Below are 25,732 nucleotides of genomic sequence, written 5' to 3' on the forward strand. Positions count from 1 at the left end.
TAAACAGTAAAACCGATGTTATTCGATAGTTATCATTTAAAAGAGATCAGTTTAAAAAACAGAATAGTAATGCCCCCCATGACCCGCTCAAGAGCGGGAAAAGGAGAAGTCCCTACTGAACTGATGGCAGAATACTATTCTCAAAGGGCTTCTGCCGGGCTGATTATTTCTGAAGGAACCCCCATCAGCAGGCAAGGCCGGGGATACGCCTGGACCCCGGGCATTTACACTCCGGAACAGATCGAAGGCTGGAAGGCAGTAACGGATGCTGTCCATAAGGCCGACGGAAAAATATTTGCCCAACTTTGGCACGTAGGTAGGATTTCCCATACCACTCTCCAGGAAGACGGCCAGGCACCTGTATCCCCTTCTGCCCTCCTAGCGGAAGGCGTTAAGGTTTTTCTGGCCAAAGAGGGAAAAGAAGCCTTTACCGGGGAAGGAGAAATGGTACAGCATTCCATGCCAAGAGAATTGACCGTTCCCGAAATAAAAAACATCATCCACGATTATGTACAAGCAGCAAAAAATGCAATGGCAGGGGGATTTGATGGAGTAGAGTTACATGGAGCCAACGGCTATCTCATTGAACAGTTTATTGATTCCCAGACCAACCTCCGGGAAGACGAATACGGAGGGACTTTAGAAAAGAGATTAAGGTTTCTAAAGGAAGTGGTGACGGGCGTTGCCGATGCCATCGGCCCGGAGAAGGTTGGCGTCAGACAGGCTCCGTTGACTACTTTGATGGGCGCCATAGACGATAATCCCCAGGAAACCTACATTGCGGCTGCAGAAATGCTTAATGATCTGGAGATAGCCTATATCCATATTGCCGAAGCCGATTGGGACAATGCCCCGTTAATGCCCATGGCCTTCAGAAAAGCCTACCGGGAGGCCTTTAAGGGAACCCTCATCTATTCAGGAAACTATAACCGTGAAAAAGCCGAAGAAGCACTGGAGAATAACTGGGCAGACCTTATCGGTTTTGGCCGTCCGTTTATCGCCAATCCAGACCTCCCTTTCCGTTTAAAGCACGGCTTGCTATTGAACCAAGTCAGGAAAGAGAAATTCTTTGGGGGAGGCCATGAAGGCTACACGGACTACCCAATATTTCAAAACAACTAAGAACTGTAAGGATGGAAACCTTACAAAGAATGTAAAACATCCCTCCTTATGCCTTAAAGACAGGTGAAACCAAAGGCATTCTTCCTGTTATTTCCAGGAAGATTTTAATGGAGATAAAAAGGGAAGACGTACGGAACGTCTTCCCTTTTTCATTGCACAGATGTGCTGTTTTAATCCAGATTACCGATTGGTAGATTGGCCTTACAGTTTCCTGATGAAGACGACCCCATAGGAATCATTGCCCAAATCCCCGCGAACTTCTGCTTTCACGGTAAATCCGGCTCCGGTTTCGTATTCGTTGATATTGATCTTATAGGAATTATTGGAAGAAGAGGAGCCTGTTTGGCCATCGTGAATATCTTCCACCAGCTTGTTGCCATTTTTCAAGACCTGTACTCCGGCAATTTCCAGTTTATATTTTCCATCGGTATAAAGAAAGGTTATCTCATAGGTACCGTTTCCATCGATCTTACCGCTGCCATCCATTTCCAGGTAGGAATAATCTCCTCCTTTAATAGCTGCCGGTTTCCATTCTCCCAACAACTGTCCATACGCTTTGAACTGATCGTATTTTTCAGGAAAATACAGGGGCAGGGAAAACTGATGCTTGTTCACCACCGTAATGGCCATAAAATCCGACAGCCTATCCACTTCCACCGGTCCTTCGTACACCTTTGAGCGCACGTGTGGAAGGATTCCGTCCGTGGTGTACCTGATTTCTGCGCCTTCTACCACATTCTTCAGCTCGACCAAGGTCTTACCGTTATTTTCTTCCTTGCTAACAAGCTGTGGCAATGGGACCCTGTACCCTATGCCGGCCTCGTCCAGTCTGTTATAATGTGTCTCCATCCTATTTTCAAAATCACTCCACTCCTTCTGCTGAGGATCTGTCCAACATACTTCAGCCAAAGCTGCCAACCGGGGAAAAGTCAGGTAATCAAAATATTTCTCGGAGCGGTTTTCATTGATCGGTGCGATTTCCTGTAAAATAGTCCCATGGATAAACTGATCGGACCATAAAGTGGCATGGGCACCCAATACCTGCGAACGGAATTCATTATCAAGTCCCTCTACCATTGGGTTCATTCCATATACTTTTTCCAGGCTGATGGGAGGCAACCAGGTGGCAGCTTTCACTTCTCCTGGGAGGCTGCTTTCAGCCACATCAAAATAGGCATGGCCGGTCAGTGCCATTACCACATCATGACCATTGGCGGTTCCCTTAATGGCTTTTTCCTTGTCGTGCCACACCATTCCTACCGCCTTATCCTCTATACCTTCTTCGATAATTTCATCCCAGCCCACAATGGTCTTTCCGTGGGACTTGAGCATCTTTTGAACGCGGTTGGTAAAATAGACCTGAAGTGATTTTTCATCCTCAAGACCCAAATCTGCTTTTCTTTTCTGACAATGAGGGCACTTTTCCCAACGGTCGTAGTTGGCCTCATCACCGCCTATGTGCACATATTGAGAAGGGAATAACTCCGCCACCTCTTGAAATACATCTTCTAAAAAATTGAAGGTGCTTTCTTTCCCCACACAGTAAAGCTCCCTGCTGATGGAATGTTGCACCTGAACTTTCTGAGGTTCCTCAGTACAGGAAAGGAAGGGATAAGCGGCTATGGCTGATAAGGTATGGGCAGGAACTTCGACCTCAGGAATTACTTCTATATTACGTAAGGACGCATAAGCGACGATTTCCTTGATTTCTTCCTGGGTATAATATCCTCCTGTCCTTTTATGCCCTTCCCCTCTGAAACCACCTATTTCGGTCAATTTTGGATATTTTTTGATTTCCAATCTCCAACCCGAATCATCGATCAGGTGAAGGTGAAGTACATTCATTTTATACATGGCCATCATGTCCAGGAGATGAAGCACATAGTCTTTTTCATAAAAATACCGGCTCACATCCAGCATTACCCCTCTCCAGGGATATTCCGGGCTATCTTCAACCTCTGCCCCTTCGATCCTCCATTCCACATCCTTTTGCCTTCTGGAATTATAAATATCGGCCGGTAGCATTTGCCGCAATGTTTGTATCCCATTGAAAAGCCCCGCTTTACCGTTTCCGATAATTCGCACCTGATCCTCATTCACCGATAGCTTATAGCCTTCTTTGGATTTGCCATCGGGCTGGATCCCTAAAAAAATCACCTTGGAAGATTTACCTTTTTTGGAAGTGGCAATTTCCAGGTCCCAACCTGTCGCGGGAGACAAGGTTTCCGCTAAATATTCAGCGAGATCCTTGGTGTCTCCCTCATAAATGATTTTAACATCTTCTCTGAGAAGGAAATCCCTGCCGTTGGGCTGATAATGCTGTGGCTTGGGAATGATCTCGGAAGCATTGGAAAAACCATAACCAAACAAAAAAACAAACAGGAAATAAATTGAAAATTTGAGCTTATTATTAGTATTCATAACAATTTGATATTTAATTCTTAAAAATACATAATTATTTGAAAGTTTTAAATACCATTAACATAATTCTATATGCCTATCACGGTAAACATACGCAATTAAAGTACTGTTAAGTCCCCTATCTCCATTCTATCGAAACACCTACTGCCTATCAGATTGAACAGCATACGACAGTTCAGCACCATTATGTTAGATAAAGATTTGTTCATTTTTTATTAACACTTTTCAAGGATCACAATAGTAAACTTTATTTAATATTTGTAAACATTATTGACGCGTCTATCACTTAACTATCAAAAACTATTTATTATTTAATGAAACCATTTTACACCAAGTCTCTTTGGCTGATAGCAGGTTTATTGGCATTGAGTAACTCCCTTTTTGCACAACATGCGGTAAAAGGGCAAGTCATTGATTCGGAGCAAAAACAGCCCATGCCCGGAGTGAGTGTGCTTATCAAAAACAAAAGCATCGGCACCATCACGAACCTAGATGGTAACTTTAACCTACGGTCAACGGCAAAAGACACCTTGGTCTTTTCCTTTGTCGGCTTTGAAACGATCGAAATCCCTGTCAATCAACAACACACCGTCAATGTAACATTACGCCCCTCCTCATTGGGGCTGGATGAGGTGGTGGTGACCGCATTGGGCATTGAAAAAGATCGGTCAAAAGTAGGCTATGCTGTCCAGGAAGTAAAGGGAGAAACCCTTCAAAAGGCCGTTACCCCCAACGTAGTGGAATCACTTTCCGGCAAGGTAGCGGGCCTAATTGTGACCAGCAACGGTTCGGATTTCTTTTCTGATCCACAGCTATACCTAAGAGGCAGCAAACCTTTGGTCGTAGTGGACGGGGTTCCTCAACCTAGCAATGATTTTTGGAATATCAGCGCGGATGATATCGAAAACATCACTGTTTTAAAAGCAGCCTCTGCATCTGCCCTATATGGCTCTCTAGGAGCTAACGGCGCTATACAAATCACCTTAAAATCAGGAAAAAGCCTGGCGAAAGGCACCACGGTTTCCTTTAACAGTTCCACGACCTTCCAAACAGGATTCTTAAGGATTCCTCATGCGCAGACAGCATATGGGCCTGGCAATACCGGCAGGTATGAATTTGGCACCGGAGCAGCCGGAGGTGGCGGAACCAACGATTATGATTATTCTATCTGGGGACCAAAATTTGACGGAAGATTGATCAAACAGTTTGATTCCCCGATCGATCCCGAAACAGGGGAAAGAATCCCTACCCCCTGGATTTCCAGAGGAGAGGACAACCTTAAAAACTTTATGGAAACGGGCATTGTGAGCTCAAACAACCTTTCCATCCAAACCAATACCGACCAAGGGAGCTTTGTTATTTCCAATACTTATAAATATTCCAAAGCCTCCACCCCCGGACAAAAGCTTGACATCAATACCACCCGCCTAAGGGGCAATCTGATATTATCGGATAAAATCAATTTGGACGGCTCCCTTCAATATAATTACCAATATTCAAATAACCGTATCCGTGGAAGCTATGGCCCAAGCTCCCCCATTTACCTGATGTCCATTTGGGGAGGTGCCCATTATGATATCAGGGATATGGAAGATTACTGGGTACCCGGAAAAGAAGGCATTCAACAGTATTTTGTAGAAAACTGGAGGTATAACAACCCCTATGCCCTTGCCCACGCCTGGAAGAAACCGTGGACCAAACATGATGTCCTGACTTATTTGAAGTTAAATTATAAAATCAGCAATAAAGTAAGTGCTTACGTAAGGTCTACCCTGAACACCTTTTCCCTTACGGACAATGAGGAGATATCGATGGACATCTACAATTATGATATTCCTGACAGAGGGGGCCGTTTTAGGTACAATGCCACAAGGTACTTTGAAAACAATACCGATTTCCTGATTACCTACAAGGATTATTTTGCCAATAAAATAGGGTTGGATGCTACTTTGGGCGGTAATCAAAGGTATTACCGCAATGAAACTGAAAGTGCCTCTACTACCCAGCTGATCGTACCTGAGGTATTCAAACTCAGCAACTCAGTGGACAGGGTTACCCCCACCAGCAGTAAACAATACAAAGGGGTCTACAGTGCCTATGCTTCCTTGGACTTATCTTATGAAGAAATGTTCTATCTTGGCTTTACAGGTCGTCTGGACAAGTCCTCTACCCTGCCCAAGCTGAATGATACCTTTTTCTATCCTTCTGTCACATTCAGCACCGTGCTAAACGAGGTGTTTAGTATGCCTAAACAAATAGATTACCTAAAGTTACGGTCAGCTTATGCAAGGGTAGGTGGAGACATGGCTATCTACACGGCTGCCAACTCCTACTCTACTGGTGGTAGATGGAGAAACGAGCCCACAGCGAGTTACCCCGGCACCATAGAAAACCCCAACCTCTCTCCTTCATTTACCAATTCCCTGGAGTATGGTTTTGAATCCAAATTGTTCAACAACAAAATCGGGATAGACTTCTCCCTGTTCAGGAACGAGTACGGTCCACAAATATTTACCCAGCCCTTTTCTACCGCTTCAGGCTGGGACGGTATCCGTGAAAACGGAAGGAAAACAGAAAGAAAAGGCATGGATTTCTCGGTTAACTTCACACCCATCCAAAATACCAACTTCAGCTGGAACGCCCTCATCAACTATGGCAAATACACCGACTACCTGACTTCTCTGCCTCCTTTACCCGATGGAACTCCTCAAACCAACGAGGGAAGAACCAACCTAGGGGACAGACTGTATGACTATTGGTACTCCTCATGGGAAAAAACACCTGATGGACAGCTGATCATCTTACCTAGTGGCCTACCTAAAAAAACGGACTTTGCTGTCAACCAAGGAAGTACCCAACCCAATTACACCTTGAGTTTGCAAAATTCACTGCAGTACAAAGATTTCAGCCTTAGCTTCTTGATTGACGGGCGCTTCGGCGGGGTGACCTATGACCGTTACGAACGCGATCTCTGGAGGTCAGGCTCCCATCCGGCTTCCATCCATCCGGAAAGGGAGTTGTCCAACATTGCCTATGTAAATGGAACAGATGCCAAAACCATGCTTATCCCAGGGGTAAAAGTAATAGGGGGAGAAGCGACGTATGATCCGGAAGGAAATATCATTGCTGACACCAGAGAATATGCGCCAAATGATTATATGGTGGATTATCAATCTTGGGCAATAAACTATAAGGCAGCTTGGCAAAGTGTAATCATCGACAAGACCTTTGTCAAACTGAGGGAAGTCGTGATTTCCTACAACCTTCCTTCCTCTGTTGTGCAAAACACCTTCTTTAACCATGCATCCATCTCCCTTGTTGGGCGTAACCTGCTGTATTGGACCAAGGATGATACCTATGGAGACTTGGATTCTTATACCGTAAGCAGAGGAGATACCAATCTTCAAATGCCTGCCCAAAGAACATACGGTTTCAATTTCAATCTTCAGTTTTAACAAAAAAGTACCATGAAATTACTACATAAAATATTCCTGTTTGCACTGATTTTAGTGAACTCCGGCTGTTTGGATTTTGGGGAGTTGAGGGAAAATCCCAATGACCCGCTAACGGTTCCTCCCAGCTTGTTGTTTACCAGCTTAACTCCCGGTCCTGAATCTTCCTTTGCGGGGGATGCCTATTCCTTCGCCCAGTACCACATCTGGATCGCCACAGACAATGCCACTGCCCCCAGCTATCAATTTGGAAGAGCGTCTTTCTCCTATGCGGACATCCGCAATATCGACAAGATGAGCGAAGAAGCAGAAAGAGCCAATGCCCCCGTTTACGGTATCTTGGGAAAATTCCTGAGGGCCTACTATTATGTGGAAATGACCCGAAGAATGGGAGATATTCCCTTAAGTGAATCCATGAAGGGAGCAGAAAACCCTACCCCCGCTTATGATGCCCAAAAGCAGGTGTACATCCAAGCACTGGATTGGTTAGATGAGGCCAATCTGGAACTGGGCGAATATATTCAGGAAAACCCCGGACTGGTCATCGACGGAGACATCTACTTCAACGGCAATCTGAAAAGTTGGCAAAAAATAATCAATGCCTACACGGTAAGAGTATTGACTACCTTAAGCAAAAGATCAGACGATGCGGACCTGGATGTTCCCGGGCGAATGAACCGTCTTTACTCACAACCCACTAAATATCCTTTAATGAGCGGCATTGCGGATAATGCACAGCTGGAATATAGGAATGAGGATGGTTTCCGCCAGACTTACAATCCCGACCAGGCCGTTTATAGGGCGGCCATAGTGTATGTGGACACCTATATTGACATGCTTAAATCTTATGAGGATCCTCGACTGATGGTGGTGGCTGATCCCACGCAGGACGCTTTAGACGCGAACCCCGGCAATGAGCTGGCTGTAAGGGCTGATTTCAACAGTTATGCCGGAGCAGAATTCTCCGCTAACGGAACGGTAAACTCCTCTAAAAAACTGGACGGCGACTTTTCGTTTCCAAACGAAGAAAAATACTGGAACTATAGCGGCCAACCAGCCATTTGGATCGGTTATGCTGAGCAAGAGTTGAACTTGGCAGAGGCCGCCAACAGAGGTTGGATTACGGGAAGTGCTGCCGATCATTACCGTCAGGGAATCGTGGCGTCCATGGAGTTTTACGGCATTGATGAAACAGAAGCAAGCGAATATGTGAATGATAAGGCTCCGTATATCCCCGGAGAGGAAGGCCTCCAACGGATCCATGAACAAATGTATATTGCTTATGCTGAAAATTCAGGTTGGGAGTCTTTCTTTATGACCCGCAGAACTGGCGTTCCCACCTATAAATTCAGCAGCGAAAATAATGTGGAACAGATTCCTGTTAGATGGATGTACCCTTCCTCAGAAAATGACAGGAACCAAGAGAATTACCGCAATGCTTTGATAAGCCAATTTGGTACTGAAAATGACAGCCGCGACGAAATCATGTGGTTAATTAAATAAACTAAGATCACCACCAAGGAAAACTTCTGGAGCCACTGTTCCAAGAAGTTTTCCTTAGGTTTCTAAGGAATTACATGGCGCTATGAATTAAAATAGGTATGTCCTCAAAGACAGCAGTAGCCCTAAATTAGCAAACCATCTTTCACAGCTTGTCCGTGGCGGACAAGCTGTGAAAGATAAGTTTTTAGGTATAACTATGGATAATCGTATTTTTTTAATTCATGGACGCTGATTCGACGTACTCCTTGGGGCTCATTCCCGTTTTCTTTTTGAATAGTCTAGAAAAATACTGCGGATACTCGAAACCAAGCTTGTAGGCCGTTTCAGATATAGAAGTTTGGGGAGCCAGCAACAAATTTTTGGCCTCTTCAATGAGGAATAGGTTAATTTGATCGATCGCGGTCTTACCGGTCTCAGCCTTGATGGTGTCACTCATATAGCGATGACTTACCCCCAGCTTGCCGGCAACGAAGTCTACCGTTGGAATACCGAACTTTGCCACCAAATCCTCATCAAAATAATCATTCAGGATTTTGGTAAACTGCTCGAGCATGCTTTGGTTGATCTGCTTTCTGTCAAGGAATTGCCTTTTATAAAACCGGTCGGAATAACGCAGCAAAGTTCCCAACTGTGATAAAATAATCTCTTTAGAAAATTCATCCTGGTTGTTATGGTATTCGCTTTCGATATTTTTGAAAATTGATTTAATGAGGACTTCTTCTTTGGGCGTTAAATGCAGGGCCTCATTTACCTGATACTCAAAAAAGTTATATTTTTTGATCTGGTGATATAAATCTGTGCCGCTAATAAAGTCCTTGTGAAAGAAAATATGAAAGGCTTCTGCACTGTATACCAATCCTTTGAACGTTAGTGTTTGCTGGGGTGCAGTAAACAGCATGGAGCCACTGTTACAATCGTACTTGGTTTTTCCGTAGATAAGCTCCCCGGACACAATATTTTTAAGGCTAATATTATAAAAGTCACAGGTCAAGCTCACTGGCTCTACCGATTCCTCACAAGTTGCCGGCTGCACATTGTTTGGCACGATGTGCGTTGCACTGAAAAATGGATTTTCTGGTTTGGAAAGCCCACTGTAAGCATGAAGTTCTTCGATACTTTTAAATAGCAGCTTTTTCATTCTTTCTTATTTACATAAAGATAACTAAATATTTTCCCACCATCTGAAAACCGGCAAGTTAACGAAATCCCCAAGACGAACAGGTTCCCCTATTTGGGGCGTAGTAATGGGCACATTCATTTTCAGTGCCGCTTGTGTTATGCGTTCAATAGGATCTGTCCAACCATGGGTGGCCAAGGCAAATGCCCCCCAATGGATGGGAACTATCAGTTCAGCCTCAAGATCAATTGCAGCCATCACTGATTCCTCAGGCATCATGTGCACCTGTCTCCACAGCTCATTGTACTGGCCACACTCCATCATTGCCACATCAAAAGGCCCGTATTTTCCTCCGATTTCCTTGAAGTGTTTTCCATAGCCACCATCGCCACTGAAATAGATGTTGGTATCTTGGCCCTGAATAATCCAAGAGCCCCACAGCGTTGCCGATTGATCGGTCAAGCCTCTGCCTGACATGTGCCGGGATGGGGTCATGATAATTTTCAGGTTTTCATACTCTTGCTCCTGCCACCAATCCAGTTCGGATATGGTCTTTTCTTCCACTTTCCATCTTTTCAAGTGGTTAGCAACCCCTAAAGGGACAAAGAAATGGTCCACCTTGTCTTTCAGTTCTTTAATAGAAGGATAATCCAAATGATCATAATGGTCGTGCGATATGATTACCGCGTCTATTTGGGGCAGTTCAGCGATGGTAATCGGCATTTCATTATTGAATCTTTTCCTTCCTAACCATGGGTGAGGTGCCGCATACTGCCCAAATATAGGATCCATCAGTATTTTCTTCCCCTCGATTTCGATCAAAAAGGAAGAGTGTCCCAGCCAAGTGATTCTTGATTCAGCATCAGACAGTTTTGAGAGACTTTCGGGCGCAATATTAAGTACTTCGATATTTTTGCCAGGTGCTACGTTGGGATCTGGATTCATGGTTTCCCTAAGCATGGTGGTGATGCTATGGCAATTTAGCTCCATGATGATTTTTTCATCATTCAGAAAAACACCGTCTTCATAATGTCCGGTTTGTGCATAGGCTTTTCTTTGGAGCTCACTGGCGCTTCCTCCAAACTGCGGACTGAAGTAAAGGAATGAAACCCCTACTAAAATGAGAAGGGATAACAGTATTCCCAAGGAGATAAATGTCCATTTAACTAGTTTTTTCATGTTTTTTTGTTCTGATCACCATCCTGATTTCCGCTCCTACGGAGGCTAAAGCCCATGCGGTTTCTTTTCCCGATCCATCCGAAGCACAGGACATGATAGCTCTTTTTTTCCTCTTGTGGCAATTCCTCTAGATGCTTGATCGGTTGAGGAATAAAATCCAAAAGGTTTATTCGACAGGTTCAGTGGCCCTATACTACTTCGGCTTGGCACCCGGGCTTATCCATATTATAGTCTTTCCAGGGCTGGATACCCCATAAAATCCCCCTTCATTTATTCAGCTTAAGTATATCCCTGGGGGCAATGATCTTTTTATCATAACCACTTTGCGTAGCGGTGATCATGGCCTGGCCGATTTGAGCGGAATCTACTACTGAATTGGGGGCCAGCCGTTTCATCAACTTCAACAACCAGGTCAGGTTATTGATAAGGGCCCGGTAGAGTTTGCTGCTTGGGGATACTCCTTTTACTGGTATAATCATACCCGGACGGAACATAAATGCCTGCCTAAAACCAAGTTTCAGCAAGTCGTTTTCGGTTTTTCCCTTGACCCGTGCCCACATACTTCCGCTTTCTGTGGAATCTGTTCCTTGACCTGAAACATAAATAAAGGTCATGTGGGGATTGATTTGAAAAAGTGTCCTGGCCAGGGCCATGGTATATCCATAAGTCAGTCTTGTGTATTCCTCTTCCTTCATCCCCGCTGAGCTCACCCCCATACAGGCATAACAGGCATCATAGCCTTCCAGCTGATGACTTACTGAATCGAACTCAGAAAAATCTCCGTGCAACAATTCTTTGATTTTGGGATGCTTGATGCCAAGACTCCTTCTGGAAATGGACAATACTTCGGTAATATTATCTTGATCAAGGCATTCCAATAAAACACCTTTTCCGATCATACCTGTTGCTCCTGTGATGATGACTTTCATATCCAATTGTTAGGTTTAAATGCTCTTCAAATAACCAAATGCTGAAGCATCAGGTCTGCAAACTATTCATCAATACAAAGTTCGGTCAAAATGAAAGTGGATCACGTATACTTTTTGGTAGAGGATGTATACATTTTTGATCATCACACTGGTACTATAGAAGCATGGTTTGTCGATGCCTTTTTTTAGCCTCCTTATTGTTTAATCGGCTACCTGGCTCGCGTAGGTGAGTTTTATGTATTGGTTTACCTTTCCATTCGGCTGAAGGTACTGATGGATGTCACATAATTTACCGTGATTTTTCAGTGTAGCAGTTAAACAGGCTGCCTTGTCTCTCACAGCAGAGCAACTGCCCAACAATTAAACCCGCTCCAAATGCTTATACCCCCACTTTCTGATGGCCCGTACCAATGGATAAAGGGTTTCCCCATAGTCGGTCAAATAGTACTCCACCCTTGGCGGTACCTCAGGGAATATCTTTCGGCTTATGATCCCATCCTTTTCCAATTCATCCAGTTGCTTGGCAATCATCCGTTCACTGATGGTGGGCAAAGTACGCTTCATTTCACTGAACCTATTCCTGTCCTTTTTGATCAACATGATTAAAGTGGTTTTACATTTTCCTTTGATCACCTGTAAAAAAGCATCCGATGGACAGTTTTCTTCAATTTTATCGATTTCTTCCATAAATTAATCCTCCTGATTTCCAGCAAATCTGTACTTAAATTCGGCTACTGAACAAAATGTAAGTCATTGATTATTTGCGCTGTGCAATTTACCTTTAAAAGAAAAATTATGAAAGAAACATTCAAAGCATTTCAGGTACTGGAGAAGGAAGGGGAGTTTTACCAACAAATTGCTGAACTACCTATGACGGCCCTCCCGTCTGAAGGAATATTAGTCAAGGTTTCTTATTCCTCTTTGAACTATAAGGATGCCCTATCGGCCTCGGGCAATAAAGGAGTAACCCAAAATTTCCCTCATGTACCTGGCATTGATGCGGTTGGAGAAGTCGTCGATTCCCAAAATTCGGCCTTCACTGAAGGCGATAAAGTTTTAGTCACCGGTTACGATCTGGGCATGAATACCTGGGGAGGTTTTGGTGAATACATCAGGGTGCCGGAAAACTGGGTTTTGCCACTTCCGTCAGAACTCTCGGAAAAGGAAGCCATGGCCTATGGAACAGCCGGTCTGACGGCTGGATTGTCCGTGGCTAAAATCCTACAAACCGGTATAAAACCAAGTGATGGAAAAATCATTGTCAGCGGTGCAAGCGGCGGTGTAGGCAGCCTGTCGACGGCCATATTAAATAAGTTGGGCTTTGAGGTACAGGTCATCACCTCCAAAGACGAACCTTTCTTTTTTAAGCACACCTTAGGTGCATCCGACATCATTCTGCGGGAGGATTTTATAGCGAATTATGATAAAAAAGCCATGTCGCGGCCAAGTTTTGCCGCCGGTATCGATAGCGTGGGAGGACAGATCCTCTCAGGAATCATCAAATCTGTCAATTATGGCGGGACAGTTACCTGCTGCGGAATGGTCGCCTCTGCCGAAATCCACACCAGCATTTTCCCTTTTATACTGAGGGGAGTAAACTTGCAGGGCATCGATTCAGTAGAGATTCCGCTAGCTCAAAAGGAGGAAATTTGGCAAAAGTTAGCCAGCGATTGGAAACCGGCCAACTTAACCCAACTGGTCAAAGAGATTTCAAAAGAGGAACTTTCAGATGAAATCAACAAAGTCCTGAAAGGCAAATCAAGAGGCAGGTCAGTTCTTAAGCATTAAACCTCAAGCTCATTTATAAAACAGGAAGTGGCGCGTCTCCCCCACTTCCTGTATTTCGTAAAACTTTATATTTTAAAAATTGCTGATGCCCAGTCACTACTTCATTTGCCAGGGCGGGGTAATTTATTTCAATTCCTCCACTAATTTCCTCGAAATAACGGTATCATAAATGATCTTCAGTTGCTTGATCTTATTGTTTTCATCAAGCTCTATAATATCCACAACATCAAACTCCACCACTTGATTGCTCTTTAGCGTCCATTCATAGGTGAAATAAAGGGCAAAATCATTCGCGTCCTTATTTTCATAAAGCCCCTTAAAATGTAGCTTGGAGTTGTTGGTATCATTATTCAGTTCCAGATAAAACTCTTTTGCTTTTTTGATCCCATAGATGGGAGAATGGACAATGCCGTTTTCATCAAATAACTCCACAATCTTTTGGACTTGGCCCTTTTCCAAGAAATCCAGGTATTTCTTACCTATTTCATTTTTGTTCATTTTTCTTCCCGTTTTTTTGGCTGTTCATGATTACACTATTCTGACTACATTTTTCTAATTAGAATTATAGATCAGTACATTCAATTAAACGATCATTTACTATCAAAATCGGCTATTGATTTTCTACCTTCATTTATTTCACAAAAACCGTCAGTACATCGCCTTTTTGAAGCAGCACCTGTTCCATTTCTATCCTTATATCTTCACCCTTAGTGATCTTTGTAGGCTGCAGCTCCTTCCCGTTCAAGCTTAACAAAACCGATTCCGCCTCCAGTCCAGCGACATTCAGGCTGATTTCATAAAGTTTCAGTTCGCCAAATTTCAGTTCCAGGGTGTTGACCTGCTCACCGGATTCCCTGTTTTGTGTAAACAGGCCCCAGCCTTTCGCTGTGCTAAAGAAGGAAGCGTGCCCATCAGGTTGCCATTTGGGGTCAAAGCCAATGGAGTGCTGGGGGCCATCATAAGTAAAGCCCTGGGCTGCCAGCAGTACCGACCAGATGGACAGGGACCTGCTGTAAAACTGCCCGCATTCATCATCACCAAAGGGGTTTCCGCTGAACCCAAAATTCCCCCAGCCATTGTCAGTGAGATAGCCTTCCCGCAACTGCCCATCATACCGGAGATCTCCTGCCTTCAGCAAGGTCAAGGCCTCTTTGAAATCCCCGTACTTTATCAAGCTGGAACCTATGGTGTATTCAAAGGTAGGCCAGACTTCATCTGAATACCCTGAAGCATAAGGCGTACGGTCATTTTCCGGCCATGTGGTCACCACCATGCCCGGCTCCTCTTCCATGGCAAACTTCCTGGCTTTTTGTACGTGGTTCTTTAAATTGGCTTTGAAATTATTCTTCAAAACGGCTTTGGTGGCCGTACTGATCCGATAATCGGAATAAAGGCTTCCCAAGCCTATTTGATCTGCCCACCACTGCCCTAGCAGCTGATCCGAATGGCAGCCATTCTCATAATCGGTGGCCCTCTTTACTCCGGGAACCTGATAATAGTACTGTCCGTTCCACAGCCGCTCTTCCTGGTGCCGGATGGATCTCTCGGCAAGCTGTTCCCATTCCAACCCCTGGTCAACATCCTTCACCACCTGGGCCATCTTGGCCCCGGCCAATAAGGTGGCGTGATAAAGTGAAGTCAAATAGGAAGGGTTTCCCGTCATGCTGGCATCATAGGTGGTATGTTTGGGCGCATCACTCAACCAGCCGTCTTTATCCGCATCATACTTGTTCACCAGGTAGTTCAGGGCCATTTTAATTTCCCCGTAATGGTCCTGCAGCCATTGGCTGTCTTCAGAGAGCAGGTGTTCCCGGTATGCGCCCAATATATCGCCACACTGCCCGTCAAAGGCCTCTCCTCCCGCCGGTTGGCGGTAAGGGATCTGGCCGCCCTCCTTGATATGTTCAAAAGTCTGCTTCCTGATCTGTCTGGCAAGCCCCGGAAACAAACGGGCATGGGCCTGGGCATAGTGCCATACATGGTTACAGTTTCCCGCACAGGATCCGTCCCCAGCACCTGCTCCCTCCCAAAGTCCCACATAATTGTTCTTATCATGGAAGATGGTCCGGCTGTGAAGGATATTCAGCTGATTCCCCATACGCTCCACAAGCCAATAAGGCAGATTGGTTTCATAGAAGCTTTGGGTAAAGGATTCCGTTTCGCTCACCAAATCCCGATAATTCGTAGTGATGTATTCCAGCAGTTCATCGAAACGCTTCCACTGCTGGGCATAATAATTCCCCAGACCTTCCCAATCGCCATGTCCCCAAGCATCCCAGGAAACCAAATGCCCGCCATTCTTGCCATTGGGGAAGTACCATACCAAGGCCATATTGATGACCTTTTTCTCATGGGCCTTCAATTTTACCGGCACATTGATGGCGCCGGAATAGGTTTGCCCTTTGGCACTCGGTCTGGTTTTATTTTTCACCTTGATCAAACCATCATCGGTAAAATCCTCAAGCAGTTTTTGTGCATTATCGTACTGGGCTGTGACCTGGCCGGCCGCTGCACTTCCATTGTCATCAAACAGCATCAAAGCCATTTGACCGTAATGCTCTTCTGCTTCCCGGTAAGGCCCTGACATCAGCAGCGCGCTGTAGCCTTCATTGGAGATGGTGGTATTTACATTGCCTCCATATAAGGAAGAACGGTTGCCCACGGCTACTTCCCTGGCGATACTTTTCTGAAAACGGGCAGCAAAGGAATCCCCCTCAGTAATGTTCTTCACCTTGCTATAGCCCACGGCATTCTGCTGGGAAGCCAACAGACTTATTTCTATTTCTTCCTCCGTGGGGTTTTCGATGGTGAAACGATAAAACACGGTAGGTATCCCTGAATTCTTTAGGTCGGTGGGGATAAAAGGGTTGAACACTTCCATGGAAATGCTCGCGGACAGTTCGTCTTTAAACCGGTATTTTAAAAAAGGAAATGCTGAAACGGCCTCCAGGCTTTTCATTTTCTGGAACACTCCTGCATCCTGTGTCTGGAGGGCACGGACCTTGACGCCGTTTTCTCCTTTTTCCCTTACGGCAAAAAAACTGTTGGGCACAAAATCATGGGTCATATTATTGAAAATCTGCCAATACCTGGGAACCGCATGTCCGTCAAACTGGATATTTCCTGTGCCGATGCCACCTACGGGGAACTGGATCGCTTCCAAATACTTTCCTTTATAGACCTTGGGTGTTCCGCGGGAAGTAAGGCCTGGCTGTTGGCTTAACTCAAAAAAGGCCTCTTGCAGTTCCTCTGTATTGGCCGGCTTGTTCTCCATGACAGTGGAAGAAGTCTCCAAATTCCGAGCAACTTGCGCATTGCCATTTTTTATACTCAAGCCTAAAACAATGGCTGTTAATGCACACTTTAAATATTTCATCATCAATTAAACTTTAAGTAAAGTGCCCCTGCACCATGATTCATTCCGAAAACTAAAAACAGCCCATCCAAAAGTCTACTAAAACGTGAAAAGGGAAGTCCCAAAACAGTTTTGGGACTTCCCAAACGGGTTTAAACCCACATTGAGCGTATCATCTTGCTTATCTAAAAGATCACATAATAGACATGGAATGCCCTATTAATTAGCATTGGTCAGTTTGAACGTAAAGGCATGCTCACAAGGCAATTCATCCGCTGTAAGGTAAGGTACCTCAACCACGATATCTTTGCCTTGCTTTTCGAAATTAAACTTAAGGTCTTTGCCCAAAAGTGTAATCTCAGTATCCTTATTTACCTTGACATCCTTAATGACCAGCTTACCTTTTGGCCATTGCGGGACAATGGCATAGAGGTCCTTCTCTTTTTGGGTAAAGAAAATTTCCCTTACCGCATATCCAGGCTCCGGATCGATGGTTTGCTTGATGATAAAGTCCGCTGGCAGGTAATGCGCTCCTTCAGGTTTCCAGTTCTTCTTGCCCTCAGACCATTGTGAAGCATGCTTCCACTTTCTGGTTCCGTAAATGGCTTCCCCATTTACTTTCAACCATTTCCCTAGGTTAAGCAAACGGTCCTGCATGATCGCCGGAATATTTCCATAAGCATCTGGGCCAATGTCCAACAGGAGGTTCCCCCCATTGCTCACCACATTGAGCAGTAGGTAAACCAAGGTTCTTCTTCCCGCATAATCCGTTACATCTTCATTTCTATTGAATCCGAAGGAAAAGCCAATTCCCCTACACTCTTCCCAAGGATGGGAACCGTCCAGTTCCGATTGGTACTCCGTGGTATAATATCCGCCATGGTTAAACCTAACCCCGTCTCCCCATCTATCATTGACCACTACGGTCTGTCCTACTTTACTTTCGTTGAATAACCAAGTCAATAATTCCTTTGAATCCCACTCTTCAGGAGATAGGTCCCAGTCTCCATCAGACCAAATCAGATCGGGCCGATAGTTTTGTACCATGTCCTTAAACTGCGGGTGCATGTGTTCTTTCACATACTTCTCCTTATCATTTAACCAAAGGGGGTTATACCACTCATAGAGAGAGTAATAGGTCCCAAATTTCACATCCGTTTTCTTGACAGCGAGCTCTAGCTCCTTGAGGACATCCCTTTTGGGACCTATGTCTTTCGCATTCCAAGGGAAGCCCCAAGACTTGTTGGCTTCCTCACTTGGCCATAAGGTAAAACCATCATGGTGCTTGGTCGTGATCATCATGTATTTGGCCCCTGCATTTTCAAACAATTCAGCCCACTCTTCGGCATTGAAGTCCTCTGCTGTAAACATATCCCCAAATCGATAATAGGGAAAATGAGGTCCATATGCCTTCACATGGTGTTGGTACACTTCATCCCCCTTAAAATTCCCGTTTCCAAACAGGGATTTGCTTTGCAACCACTTTTGATACCATTCGGAATACGTTCCTTTTGGGCTCCAGGCTGGAACGGAATAAGGCCCCCAGTGGATAAAAATGCCCAGTTTGGCGTCTTGAAACCATTCGGGAATCGGCCGGCTGTCAATCGACTCCCATGTTGCTTCATACTTCTGTTGTGAAAAGCCCTCGTTGATCAGCAACAAGAACAAAATCAAGCTTAATATACTTTTTCTACTCATGATAAATAATGATTAATAAGGTTATCCGGGATTACACCAGTAAATTTATTTCTCACAGATTCCACAGAATTCCACGGAATTAATTAACCTTTTCTGTGGGTTTCTGTGCATTCTCCGCCAAGGCGGACAAGTTGTGAGAGATGGTTTGCTAACTTAGAGCTACTGGTGTCTTTTCGGATATACATAATGATTAAACATATAATGCGATCTATAATCCTGGATCTCGAAACAATTGATCCCCATAATGATCAAATATCCTATTATAAGCTTCTGATGCAGCTCCGTTCCCCCAGTCATAAATGGTAAAAACTCCAATCCCTTCTCCATCACCTCCTGCATATCCTCCATGCCCATAATTTTCCATCATGAAACCATAATCCTTCTCGTTGAAAAAGGGATACTTGGCTTCCCATTGTAATTTGGTAGTTGGATTTTCCGGACAATACATCATGCTGAAGGATGCCTTTAGGGCGGATATCCCTCTGTGGATGTACTCTTGCTGCCCTAGGGTTTTTCCGTACCGAATCAACAGTTCTGAAAATAAAGCTTGTCTTGAATCGTTCCACTCAGCATCTGCATTCATCACCCCAAAACCGCCAAAGACATTGATATGCATATAATCAGGCTGCCATACCGCTTGGGCCATAAGCAGCTCATCCAATACCCGTTGACCCAAGGTCAAAAACCGTTCGTTTCCGCTAGCTTCATAGCAGGATAACAAAGCTTCTGCTGTCCAGAAAATGGCCAGGGTATTTTGCTTGTACATATTGTTTCTGGGAATTTTCTTCCCTACAAAATCCCCACTTCCCCATCGACTGCAGGACCAATACGTCTCAAAATCCTCCCATTTCCCAACAGGAATGATGTGATCAATTACAGCTTCCATCGCCTTCAAACCAGCGTCCTTATACCGTTCCTCTTGGGTAATTTCATAAAGCTTCAGTAAAAAGGAAATGGATTTCGCAGATTCGGGAGATTGGTCCAAATAACCCATTGGCATCTTGCCATCCAGGGAAACCCAGGCAGGGAAAAAGCCTTCGGGACCCATTAGCCTCAGCAACCTATCGGCATACTTTTTAGAATATGCTAAAAGCCGTTCATCCTTCTCCAGTTCTTGGTACCACATCAACATAAAATAAGCGGTACAGCTCATATCCACGATATGATAAGGTGAATCGGATGCTTCATTAGTAAATGGATTGCGGTTGGAATTGCCAAAATAGTAGGTATCCCAACCTTTGGAACGGTTATACACTGCCCCCCCGATTTCCTTTTGCTCCATTTGTGCAGCTATCACGGATGGAAAAAGCCCATCATCCTGAGGGAAAGACAGGGCTAACTCTTTTGTTAATTGGGCTTTCTCTATATAATCTTGATTACCGGTTCTTCTACCGTACCGAAATAAGCCTTGGGCGGAGCGCAGGGAATTGAACCAGGCTTGATTCCAGATAGACTTAAATTCCCGCTCATTGACTTCTCCAGAATAATTGGGACTTTGGGTATAGTTGACGATAAATACAGGTGCCCCCACCCTTGTTCCTTCCAAATCAAATTCCTGCCATACAGGGTCTTTCCATGTGTTAAATGCCCAATTGTAAGTGTGGTTTACGTAGGCTTGTAAATCGCTTTTGACTGGCTCACCGGATTCGAAGAGTGCTTTCCCATGGTTATCCCACATAAAAGCCAATGGTTTTCTCCAAGGATTGGCAATATCTTCTTCTTGGTCACTGATCAATAGGTAAAAGGCAATAGCTACCGTGCCCGCTTTATAGTTGGTTTGTGAAGTTTTCTTAAACAACACATGCTCCTCCACATAATAATCACTCATCCCAATTGACAAGCGGTTTTCCGGCACATCCATATCCAAATACCACCTGTTTTCGCTGGCATTCCTGGCCTCCAAGTCCGGCACCAAAGCAAGCACCTTTTCTGAAGAAGCATATATCAAGGCCGGTGCTCTGAATATATGGTCACTGATAATATGATCGTCAGTTGGGGTTAAATGCGGTGCCCAATGGAAGCTTCCCTCAAAGGATGGAAAAACATTTATGTCCCATGAGCTAGCCACGGTTTCCCTGGGTAAATCAACGGAAACGGTAATATGGAAAACCTCCTCTGCAACTTGCTCCACTTCCATATTACCCTCCTGCCCACCCAGAGGATCCACAATGATCTGGTCAATATACTCCTTAAATGACTGCTGTGCTGCCACTTGCCCGAACACCACGGCACTGCTGCTGACCATTAATAAGAAAGTGCATAAAGTTATAAAACCTGACTTAACGCTTAGTCTCATATCGTATCGATAATTCAATTAATTCACTTCTAATTCATCTTTCGAAGGGAGCTTTGGAAACGGTTTGTGGGGTTCTGTTTGGTACCAAAAGGCAACAGAAGAAATATCGCTTTGCTGAGGCAAATACCTTCCCCCACTTCTCCAGCCCAAGTCCTGGATGGTCACCTTAAGGTCCTTTTCAAACCGGATAGGGTCGACCACATGCCACCGGTACATCCCAAAGCGTTGGTTGGCCCTATAGGTACCATCTGGCCTAATTACTTGGTGTAATCCCGCATAAGGGGTGGAATATTCCACATATTGGCCGTTGCGGTCAAAGTTGTAGGAACCACAGAAATAATCTTCCGTCCCGGTGCCATTAATGGTGGGAAACTCCTTATCCCCATCCATATAGAATTTGATCTCTCCTTCACCCCACCAACCATTATTGTTTACTTGCCAGGCCATATAAGTTCCTACATAATGTCCCTTTCCTTTTATCCCCTCCACAATGGTATACACCTCTTTGTATTTATTGGGGTTGACCCTTCGGAATTGAGCATGGAAGTAGGCGGCATCCTCAGCAACCTCATCTAAGGCATAATCGATCTGATAATAAAGGCGCATGGGCTTCTCATCTATATTTTCCATGGTAATTTTGCATTTCTTCCTGAAGGGCATTTGCCAATAACAGTTAAAAGCGCTTCCTGGATTGACGGTAACGGGCATTGAATTCAAATGGGCATACTCCCCCCAGCCCATTCCAAAAAAATCTCCCACTGGAACTTCCACAGAAGGTTCCTTCTCGTCATCCCAATAAATTCTAATAATAGAATATCTCCAGTTCCCAGTAGGGGTCATCCAAATATGTTGAATGGCACCCGGCCCCTCTATCTCAGCTAGGGTAAACGTACCCCCTGCCTCAATATTGACGAAGGGATTCACTTTCCAGCCTTGGCCCAAATCCCTTGCGGCATCGGAGGCTGTACCTTCTCCTATTTTGGCCATCCCCCCTTTTCCCTTTTCGCCGGTAAAGTTTTCAGGACTTATTGATCTCGTTTTGGCATCAGAGAGCATATAAAGATTTCCCAGATGATTGTTCAGGCCATTATGGCTTCCTTGACCAAAAGTCAAGCCAGCCAATAGGATACTCATCAAAGTGAGTAGTAAAGGTTTATAAGTTCCTTTTTTCATCATTTATGTAGGTTTTAAACGAATTGATTGTAAAATTTCATTGAAACTGACACCATCGAATTATCTTTGATTATCATCAGCTTACACCACCTAATCCTCATTTTCTATCATCAGATAATCAAAACCGAATTCATTGGTTTTCACACTGTGCAGGGCTTGGTCTTTGGCGACAATTGTCACAAAATTTTCTCCTTGCAGAACAAGCCCTTGCTCTCCATAGACTGTGGTCCTGCCCAGTTCTTCTTCAAACAGGTCCAGGTCCTCCACCACTTTATTTCCATTCAAATAAACATCCACCACCGCGTAGCTTGGCGCTTGGCTGAAAACCAGTTTTAACTTTCCCTCTCTTTTTTCAGGAGAATAAAACTTTACCTCAAGCTCATCCTTTGCATCGAAATCTTTCCAAAACAGGTGGTTCCTCCCACTCCATTCATAAGACAGAAAGGCCTGGGTCAACATCTCGCCTCCTGATTTTGACACCAGCTTCATTCCTTCCCCTTCAAATCTCTCTGGGAATTTTACGGGCAAGGTTACTCCTGAAATGTCCTTTTCATTGATGGAATAGGCTTCCTTGGTACCGTACCAAAAAACGGTAGGGGCATAATCCATTGTCGTATGATTGTCCCAATGCCAGAGTTCCATATCAAAGCGGTAGGATTCATCGAATGGCGTCACATCCAGCATCCTCCAGCGACTGTTGACCGTCATCCCTGGACTCCGGTTTCCGTCCCCGCTGGGTTGGGCATGAAAGGGGCTCTCAAAATCCACCACACTGCACCAGGCATAGCCAAAATAGTCCTCAGTGCCTGTACCAAAATGACTCGGAAAGGCCGTACCATCCACATAGATTTTTTCATCTCCTTCCCCCCACCAGTAATAGCTATTATTGAACAAAGTAAGCACATCGCCCACATGCTTGCCCTTGCCCTTAATATGGATGTAGTTTAAGTCTTGCTTGTTTTGAGTGGAGATATCGGGATAGTTTTTCCAATCGGCATGAAAATAAAGACTCTTATCGTCCCACTCCCAGTCGGAAACCACCGCCTCAAATGTTAGGAGCTTTACCTCCTGCTCACCATAATTGTGGATCGAAACCTTTGCTGATTGGCTAAAGGGCATGGGAAAATAGCAGCTCATCTTGCCATCTTCTTCCACCACCGAATAGCGCGACTTGTAGGGGGAAACCATATATCCCGTCCCAAAAAAGTCTCCTAACGGAGCCCATACGGTATTTTTTTCATCAAACTCCATGGACAGCACTGTAGAGCGGAGGGCTTGTTCCAAATGCTCCGCATCGATTTTTACCGTCAGCTTTTTAATGGCTTTGCTCCCACTTACTTCCAAGGAGCTGACGCCACCGCTTTCCAGGTTCTTTTTATCCCCAGAAATGCTTTCCAAACCGTCCAAGTTTGGAAACTGTTGGAGTTCCTTATTGGTGCGTTGGGTCAGTTCAGCATAGCTTCCACCAGCTTCCAAATCAGCTTGCCTAAAGGATTTCACCCTGATCCCTGCATCATATTTCCTGTAATTAATGATATAGTAAATACCATCTATGGCCTCCTGATTGGCCTTTTGATAGGTGATTTTTATATGCCGGGCAAATGGAATGGGGAAATAAAGGTTATGGCCTGCATACCACTTGTCATTTTCCAAAAAAGAGGATACGGCCCGGGAAAGTGGGGCACCTATGGCTGCATTGTGGGAGATGATTTCACCCAGCTTACCTTCCAGTTCAGGGGTTTCCGAATGATCGATATAAATCCGCAATATCCCATTCGAAAAAGATGCCGGCTGAGGATTCCACGCACTCCAGAAACGCACGATTGCCCCGGGACCTTCCACATCCATAAGCACATGCTCCCTTCCCTTATCCAAGCTGTCATTTCCAATGATTTTCGAATCTCCATTATGAAACCAGCCGGGTTCATTGGGCCCAATGGACTCTTCGGACCGACTGCTGACCTGTTCCAAGGAATAAGCCGGAGTATTCAATTTGGCCAATTGTTCCCTATCCACCATTTCATCCAATAGCGATGCTACCGTCACATCATAAGATGAAGAGGAACAGGAGAAGCCCAAAAGCACTCCTAAACAGCCTAAAAGAAGTTTAATATTAGTCTTGATCATATTGTTGGGATAAATAGTAAAATGCAACGCTTCTATAATCCACGGCATCCGCATTACTTATTCCATGCTCAACGGTAACATGGATGGATTCATTAAAAGGAACAGGATCAGTCAAATGCCACCGATAGGCTGATGCAAACCCCACTGGTCCCATGTCGAATTTAGGAAAGCCATGCATGGCAAAATCACCTGGCTCATTCAACCTTCCCGGTACTGAATACCAACCGCAATTGAAATAATCCTCTGTGCCGGTACCATGGATCCTCATCTCACCATCACAAACAAAGACCTCGTCACCTTCGAGCCAAACGGGTAAATTTTCTTCTCCCCTGGTCGGTCCTTCTGTCATCAAGAAGGTACCTACATAGTTGCCTGCCCCTTCGGTCTGAAGTAATAAATAGGGATCCGCGGGATCATTGGTGGGCAACTCTTCCTGGTAAAACGCATGAAGGTAGCCCCAGTGAGCTTGAGGCAGCTCTGCCAATTCATAGGCAATTTCAAGATCAAAAGCAGCTTCTTCCCCGCTGAATTCAATCCGTGCTTGGTGATTAAAGGGCATCGGTAGCCGGCTATATAAAATCCCGCTTTGGTAGCCTGCCACCCAACTTTCCTGAATACTGGAAGCATCAGGAATTGCAAAGAACATTTTAGTAGGCACATCCACTGCTGCCTTCTCCTGATCATCCCAATAGATGCTCATCCGTGAATTTAAAAAAGCAGCTAATTGATTTTCGGGCACCTTGGCAAACAAGCCTGTGATTAGCTTATTCTTTTCATTAATGGTAACAGATTGGGACTGTCCTCTTTTAACCGAAAGCACTTGGGTGTTTTTAGGAAATACAATTCCAGCCCCGTCCAGGTTAAACTCTTCGACCTGGCTTTTAAGCATCTTTTGCACCTTTTTGGCATCACTTTCCTCATAAGGGGCTATAGTTTTCTGTCCCTTATATTGCTGAAAGTTGATCTGATAAAATCGGACGGCCTCCCCTTCCACTTCCACTCTACAGTACTTGGAAAAAGGAATGGGCACATAACAGTACCATCCCCCTAAGCCTTGGCCTACCAATTCCTCCGGGAAACCTTCAATATCCCCGGTAAACAATTGCTCCAAAGGAAATTCAATCGCGGGCTTATCCTTATCATCAATATAGATTCGAATATTTTCCCGTTCTCTGTTCAGCAGCCCATCTTCATGGTGCTCAGAATGGGTAAACCATATTCTGCTGATGTAACCGGCCCCTTCTGCCTCGGCCAATACACTATTGCCATTTTCTACCCTCAACTTGGAATAAGTCCCCTTAAACCCATCATCGTTTCCTCCTGATCGGTCGTAGCTGCTGAACATCACCCCTTCCCAATCCTTCTTCAATACCGGCATATCAATAAGGGAAAATGCATTCTCGTATACATTGATTCCTGACGGTCTGCAGGAGAGAAGCAGGCTTAGGGCCATTACTAAACCAACAGCTTTATTTATCATGCTTTCTATTCGTTTAGCTTCAGGTAATCCACAATCACGCCACTGCTTTTGTCGGAAGCACTCTTTTTCAAGAGCTTGATCTCCAAACTATT

General features: G+C 44.7%; 16 protein-coding genes. 4 read left to right on the plus strand and 12 right to left on the minus strand.

Features of this window, described 5'->3' with window-relative positions:
- Positions 1-15 precede the first annotated feature (15 nt).
- Positions 16-1,122: an alkene reductase gene (locus ACYVAA_RS13760; protein ID WP_460542646.1), complete on the plus strand. Its 1,107-nt coding sequence runs from the start codon at positions 16-18 to the stop codon at positions 1,120-1,122.
- Between the two features lie 201 nt (positions 1,123-1,323).
- Here ACYVAA_RS13760 and ACYVAA_RS13765 read toward each other — a convergent pair whose 3' ends face one another.
- Entirely contained in the window at positions 1,324-3,543 is a 2,220-nt protein-coding gene (locus ACYVAA_RS13765; protein ID WP_460542648.1) for a beta-N-acetylhexosaminidase, read from the minus strand.
- Positions 3,544-3,857: 314 nt separating this feature from the next.
- On the opposite strand from ACYVAA_RS13765, the gene ACYVAA_RS13770 reads away from it, so the two are divergent.
- Both ACYVAA_RS13770 and ACYVAA_RS13775 read left to right on the plus strand, forming a co-directional pair.
- Positions 3,858-6,998: a SusC/RagA family TonB-linked outer membrane protein gene (locus ACYVAA_RS13770; protein ID WP_460542650.1), complete on the plus strand. Its 3,141-nt coding sequence runs from the start codon at positions 3,858-3,860 to the stop codon at positions 6,996-6,998.
- Positions 6,999-7,010: 12 nt separating this feature from the next.
- Positions 7,011-8,498 (plus strand): RagB/SusD family nutrient uptake outer membrane protein, encoded by a 1,488-nt coding sequence (locus ACYVAA_RS13775; RefSeq protein WP_460542652.1) that lies wholly within the window; start codon positions 7,011-7,013, stop codon positions 8,496-8,498.
- 214 nt (positions 8,499-8,712) lie between these two features.
- Here the strand turns inward: ACYVAA_RS13775 and ACYVAA_RS13780 are convergent, their stop codons facing one another.
- The 4 genes from ACYVAA_RS13780 to ACYVAA_RS13795 all read right to left on the minus strand — a co-directional run bounded on the left by ACYVAA_RS13780 (position 8,713) and on the right by ACYVAA_RS13795 (position 12,410).
- Complete coding sequence (locus ACYVAA_RS13780; RefSeq protein ID WP_460542654.1) at positions 8,713-9,636, minus strand: helix-turn-helix domain-containing protein; 924 nt, start codon at positions 9,634-9,636, stop codon at positions 8,713-8,715.
- A gap of 24 nt (positions 9,637-9,660) precedes the next feature.
- Entirely contained in the window at positions 9,661-10,794 is a 1,134-nt protein-coding gene (locus ACYVAA_RS13785) for an MBL fold metallo-hydrolase (protein ID WP_460542656.1), read from the minus strand.
- A gap of 266 nt (positions 10,795-11,060) precedes the next feature.
- Complete coding sequence (locus ACYVAA_RS13790) at positions 11,061-11,723, minus strand: Rossmann-fold NAD(P)-binding domain-containing protein (protein ID WP_460542658.1); 663 nt, start codon at positions 11,721-11,723, stop codon at positions 11,061-11,063.
- Between the two features lie 360 nt (positions 11,724-12,083).
- Positions 12,084-12,410 (minus strand): winged helix-turn-helix transcriptional regulator, encoded by a 327-nt coding sequence (locus ACYVAA_RS13795; RefSeq protein ID WP_200977975.1) that lies wholly within the window; start codon positions 12,408-12,410, stop codon positions 12,084-12,086.
- A 108-nt stretch (positions 12,411-12,518) separates the two neighbouring features.
- Here ACYVAA_RS13795 and ACYVAA_RS13800 point away from each other — a divergent pair, with 108 nt between their 5' ends.
- Positions 12,519-13,511 (plus strand): YhdH/YhfP family quinone oxidoreductase, encoded by a 993-nt coding sequence (locus ACYVAA_RS13800; RefSeq protein WP_460542661.1) that lies wholly within the window; start codon positions 12,519-12,521, stop codon positions 13,509-13,511.
- Between the two features lie 123 nt (positions 13,512-13,634).
- On the opposite strand, the gene ACYVAA_RS13805 is transcribed toward ACYVAA_RS13800, so the two are convergent.
- The 7 genes from ACYVAA_RS13805 to ACYVAA_RS13835 all read right to left on the minus strand — a co-directional run bounded on the left by ACYVAA_RS13805 (position 13,635) and on the right by ACYVAA_RS13835 (position 25,640).
- Entirely contained in the window at positions 13,635-14,009 is a 375-nt protein-coding gene (locus tag ACYVAA_RS13805) for a nuclear transport factor 2 family protein (protein WP_460542663.1), read from the minus strand.
- Between the two features lie 133 nt (positions 14,010-14,142).
- Entirely contained in the window at positions 14,143-16,890 is a 2,748-nt protein-coding gene (locus tag ACYVAA_RS13810) for a GH116 family glycosyl-hydrolase (RefSeq protein ID WP_460542665.1), read from the minus strand.
- Between the two features lie 195 nt (positions 16,891-17,085).
- Positions 17,086-18,564: an alpha-L-fucosidase gene (locus ACYVAA_RS13815; RefSeq protein WP_460542667.1), complete on the minus strand. Its 1,479-nt coding sequence runs from the start codon at positions 18,562-18,564 to the stop codon at positions 17,086-17,088.
- Between the two features lie 208 nt (positions 18,565-18,772).
- Entirely contained in the window at positions 18,773-20,860 is a 2,088-nt protein-coding gene (locus ACYVAA_RS13820) for a hypothetical protein (RefSeq protein ID WP_460542669.1), read from the minus strand.
- An 18-nt stretch (positions 20,861-20,878) separates the two neighbouring features.
- Positions 20,879-22,036: a glycoside hydrolase family 172 protein gene (locus ACYVAA_RS13825; protein WP_460542671.1), complete on the minus strand. Its 1,158-nt coding sequence runs from the start codon at positions 22,034-22,036 to the stop codon at positions 20,879-20,881.
- An 87-nt stretch (positions 22,037-22,123) separates the two neighbouring features.
- On the minus strand, positions 22,124-24,160 hold the full coding sequence (locus ACYVAA_RS13830; protein WP_460542673.1) for a glycoside hydrolase family 172 protein: 2,037 nt from the start codon (positions 24,158-24,160) through the stop codon (positions 22,124-22,126).
- A complete protein-coding gene (locus ACYVAA_RS13835; RefSeq protein WP_460542675.1) occupies positions 24,147-25,640 on the minus strand; it encodes a glycoside hydrolase family 172 protein in 1,494 nt (497 codons plus the stop codon). The genes ACYVAA_RS13830 and ACYVAA_RS13835 overlap by 14 nt, the downstream gene beginning before the upstream one ends.
- Positions 25,641-25,732: the final 92 nt, after the last annotated feature.

It is taken from the genome of Echinicola sediminis (genome assembly GCF_054777495.1).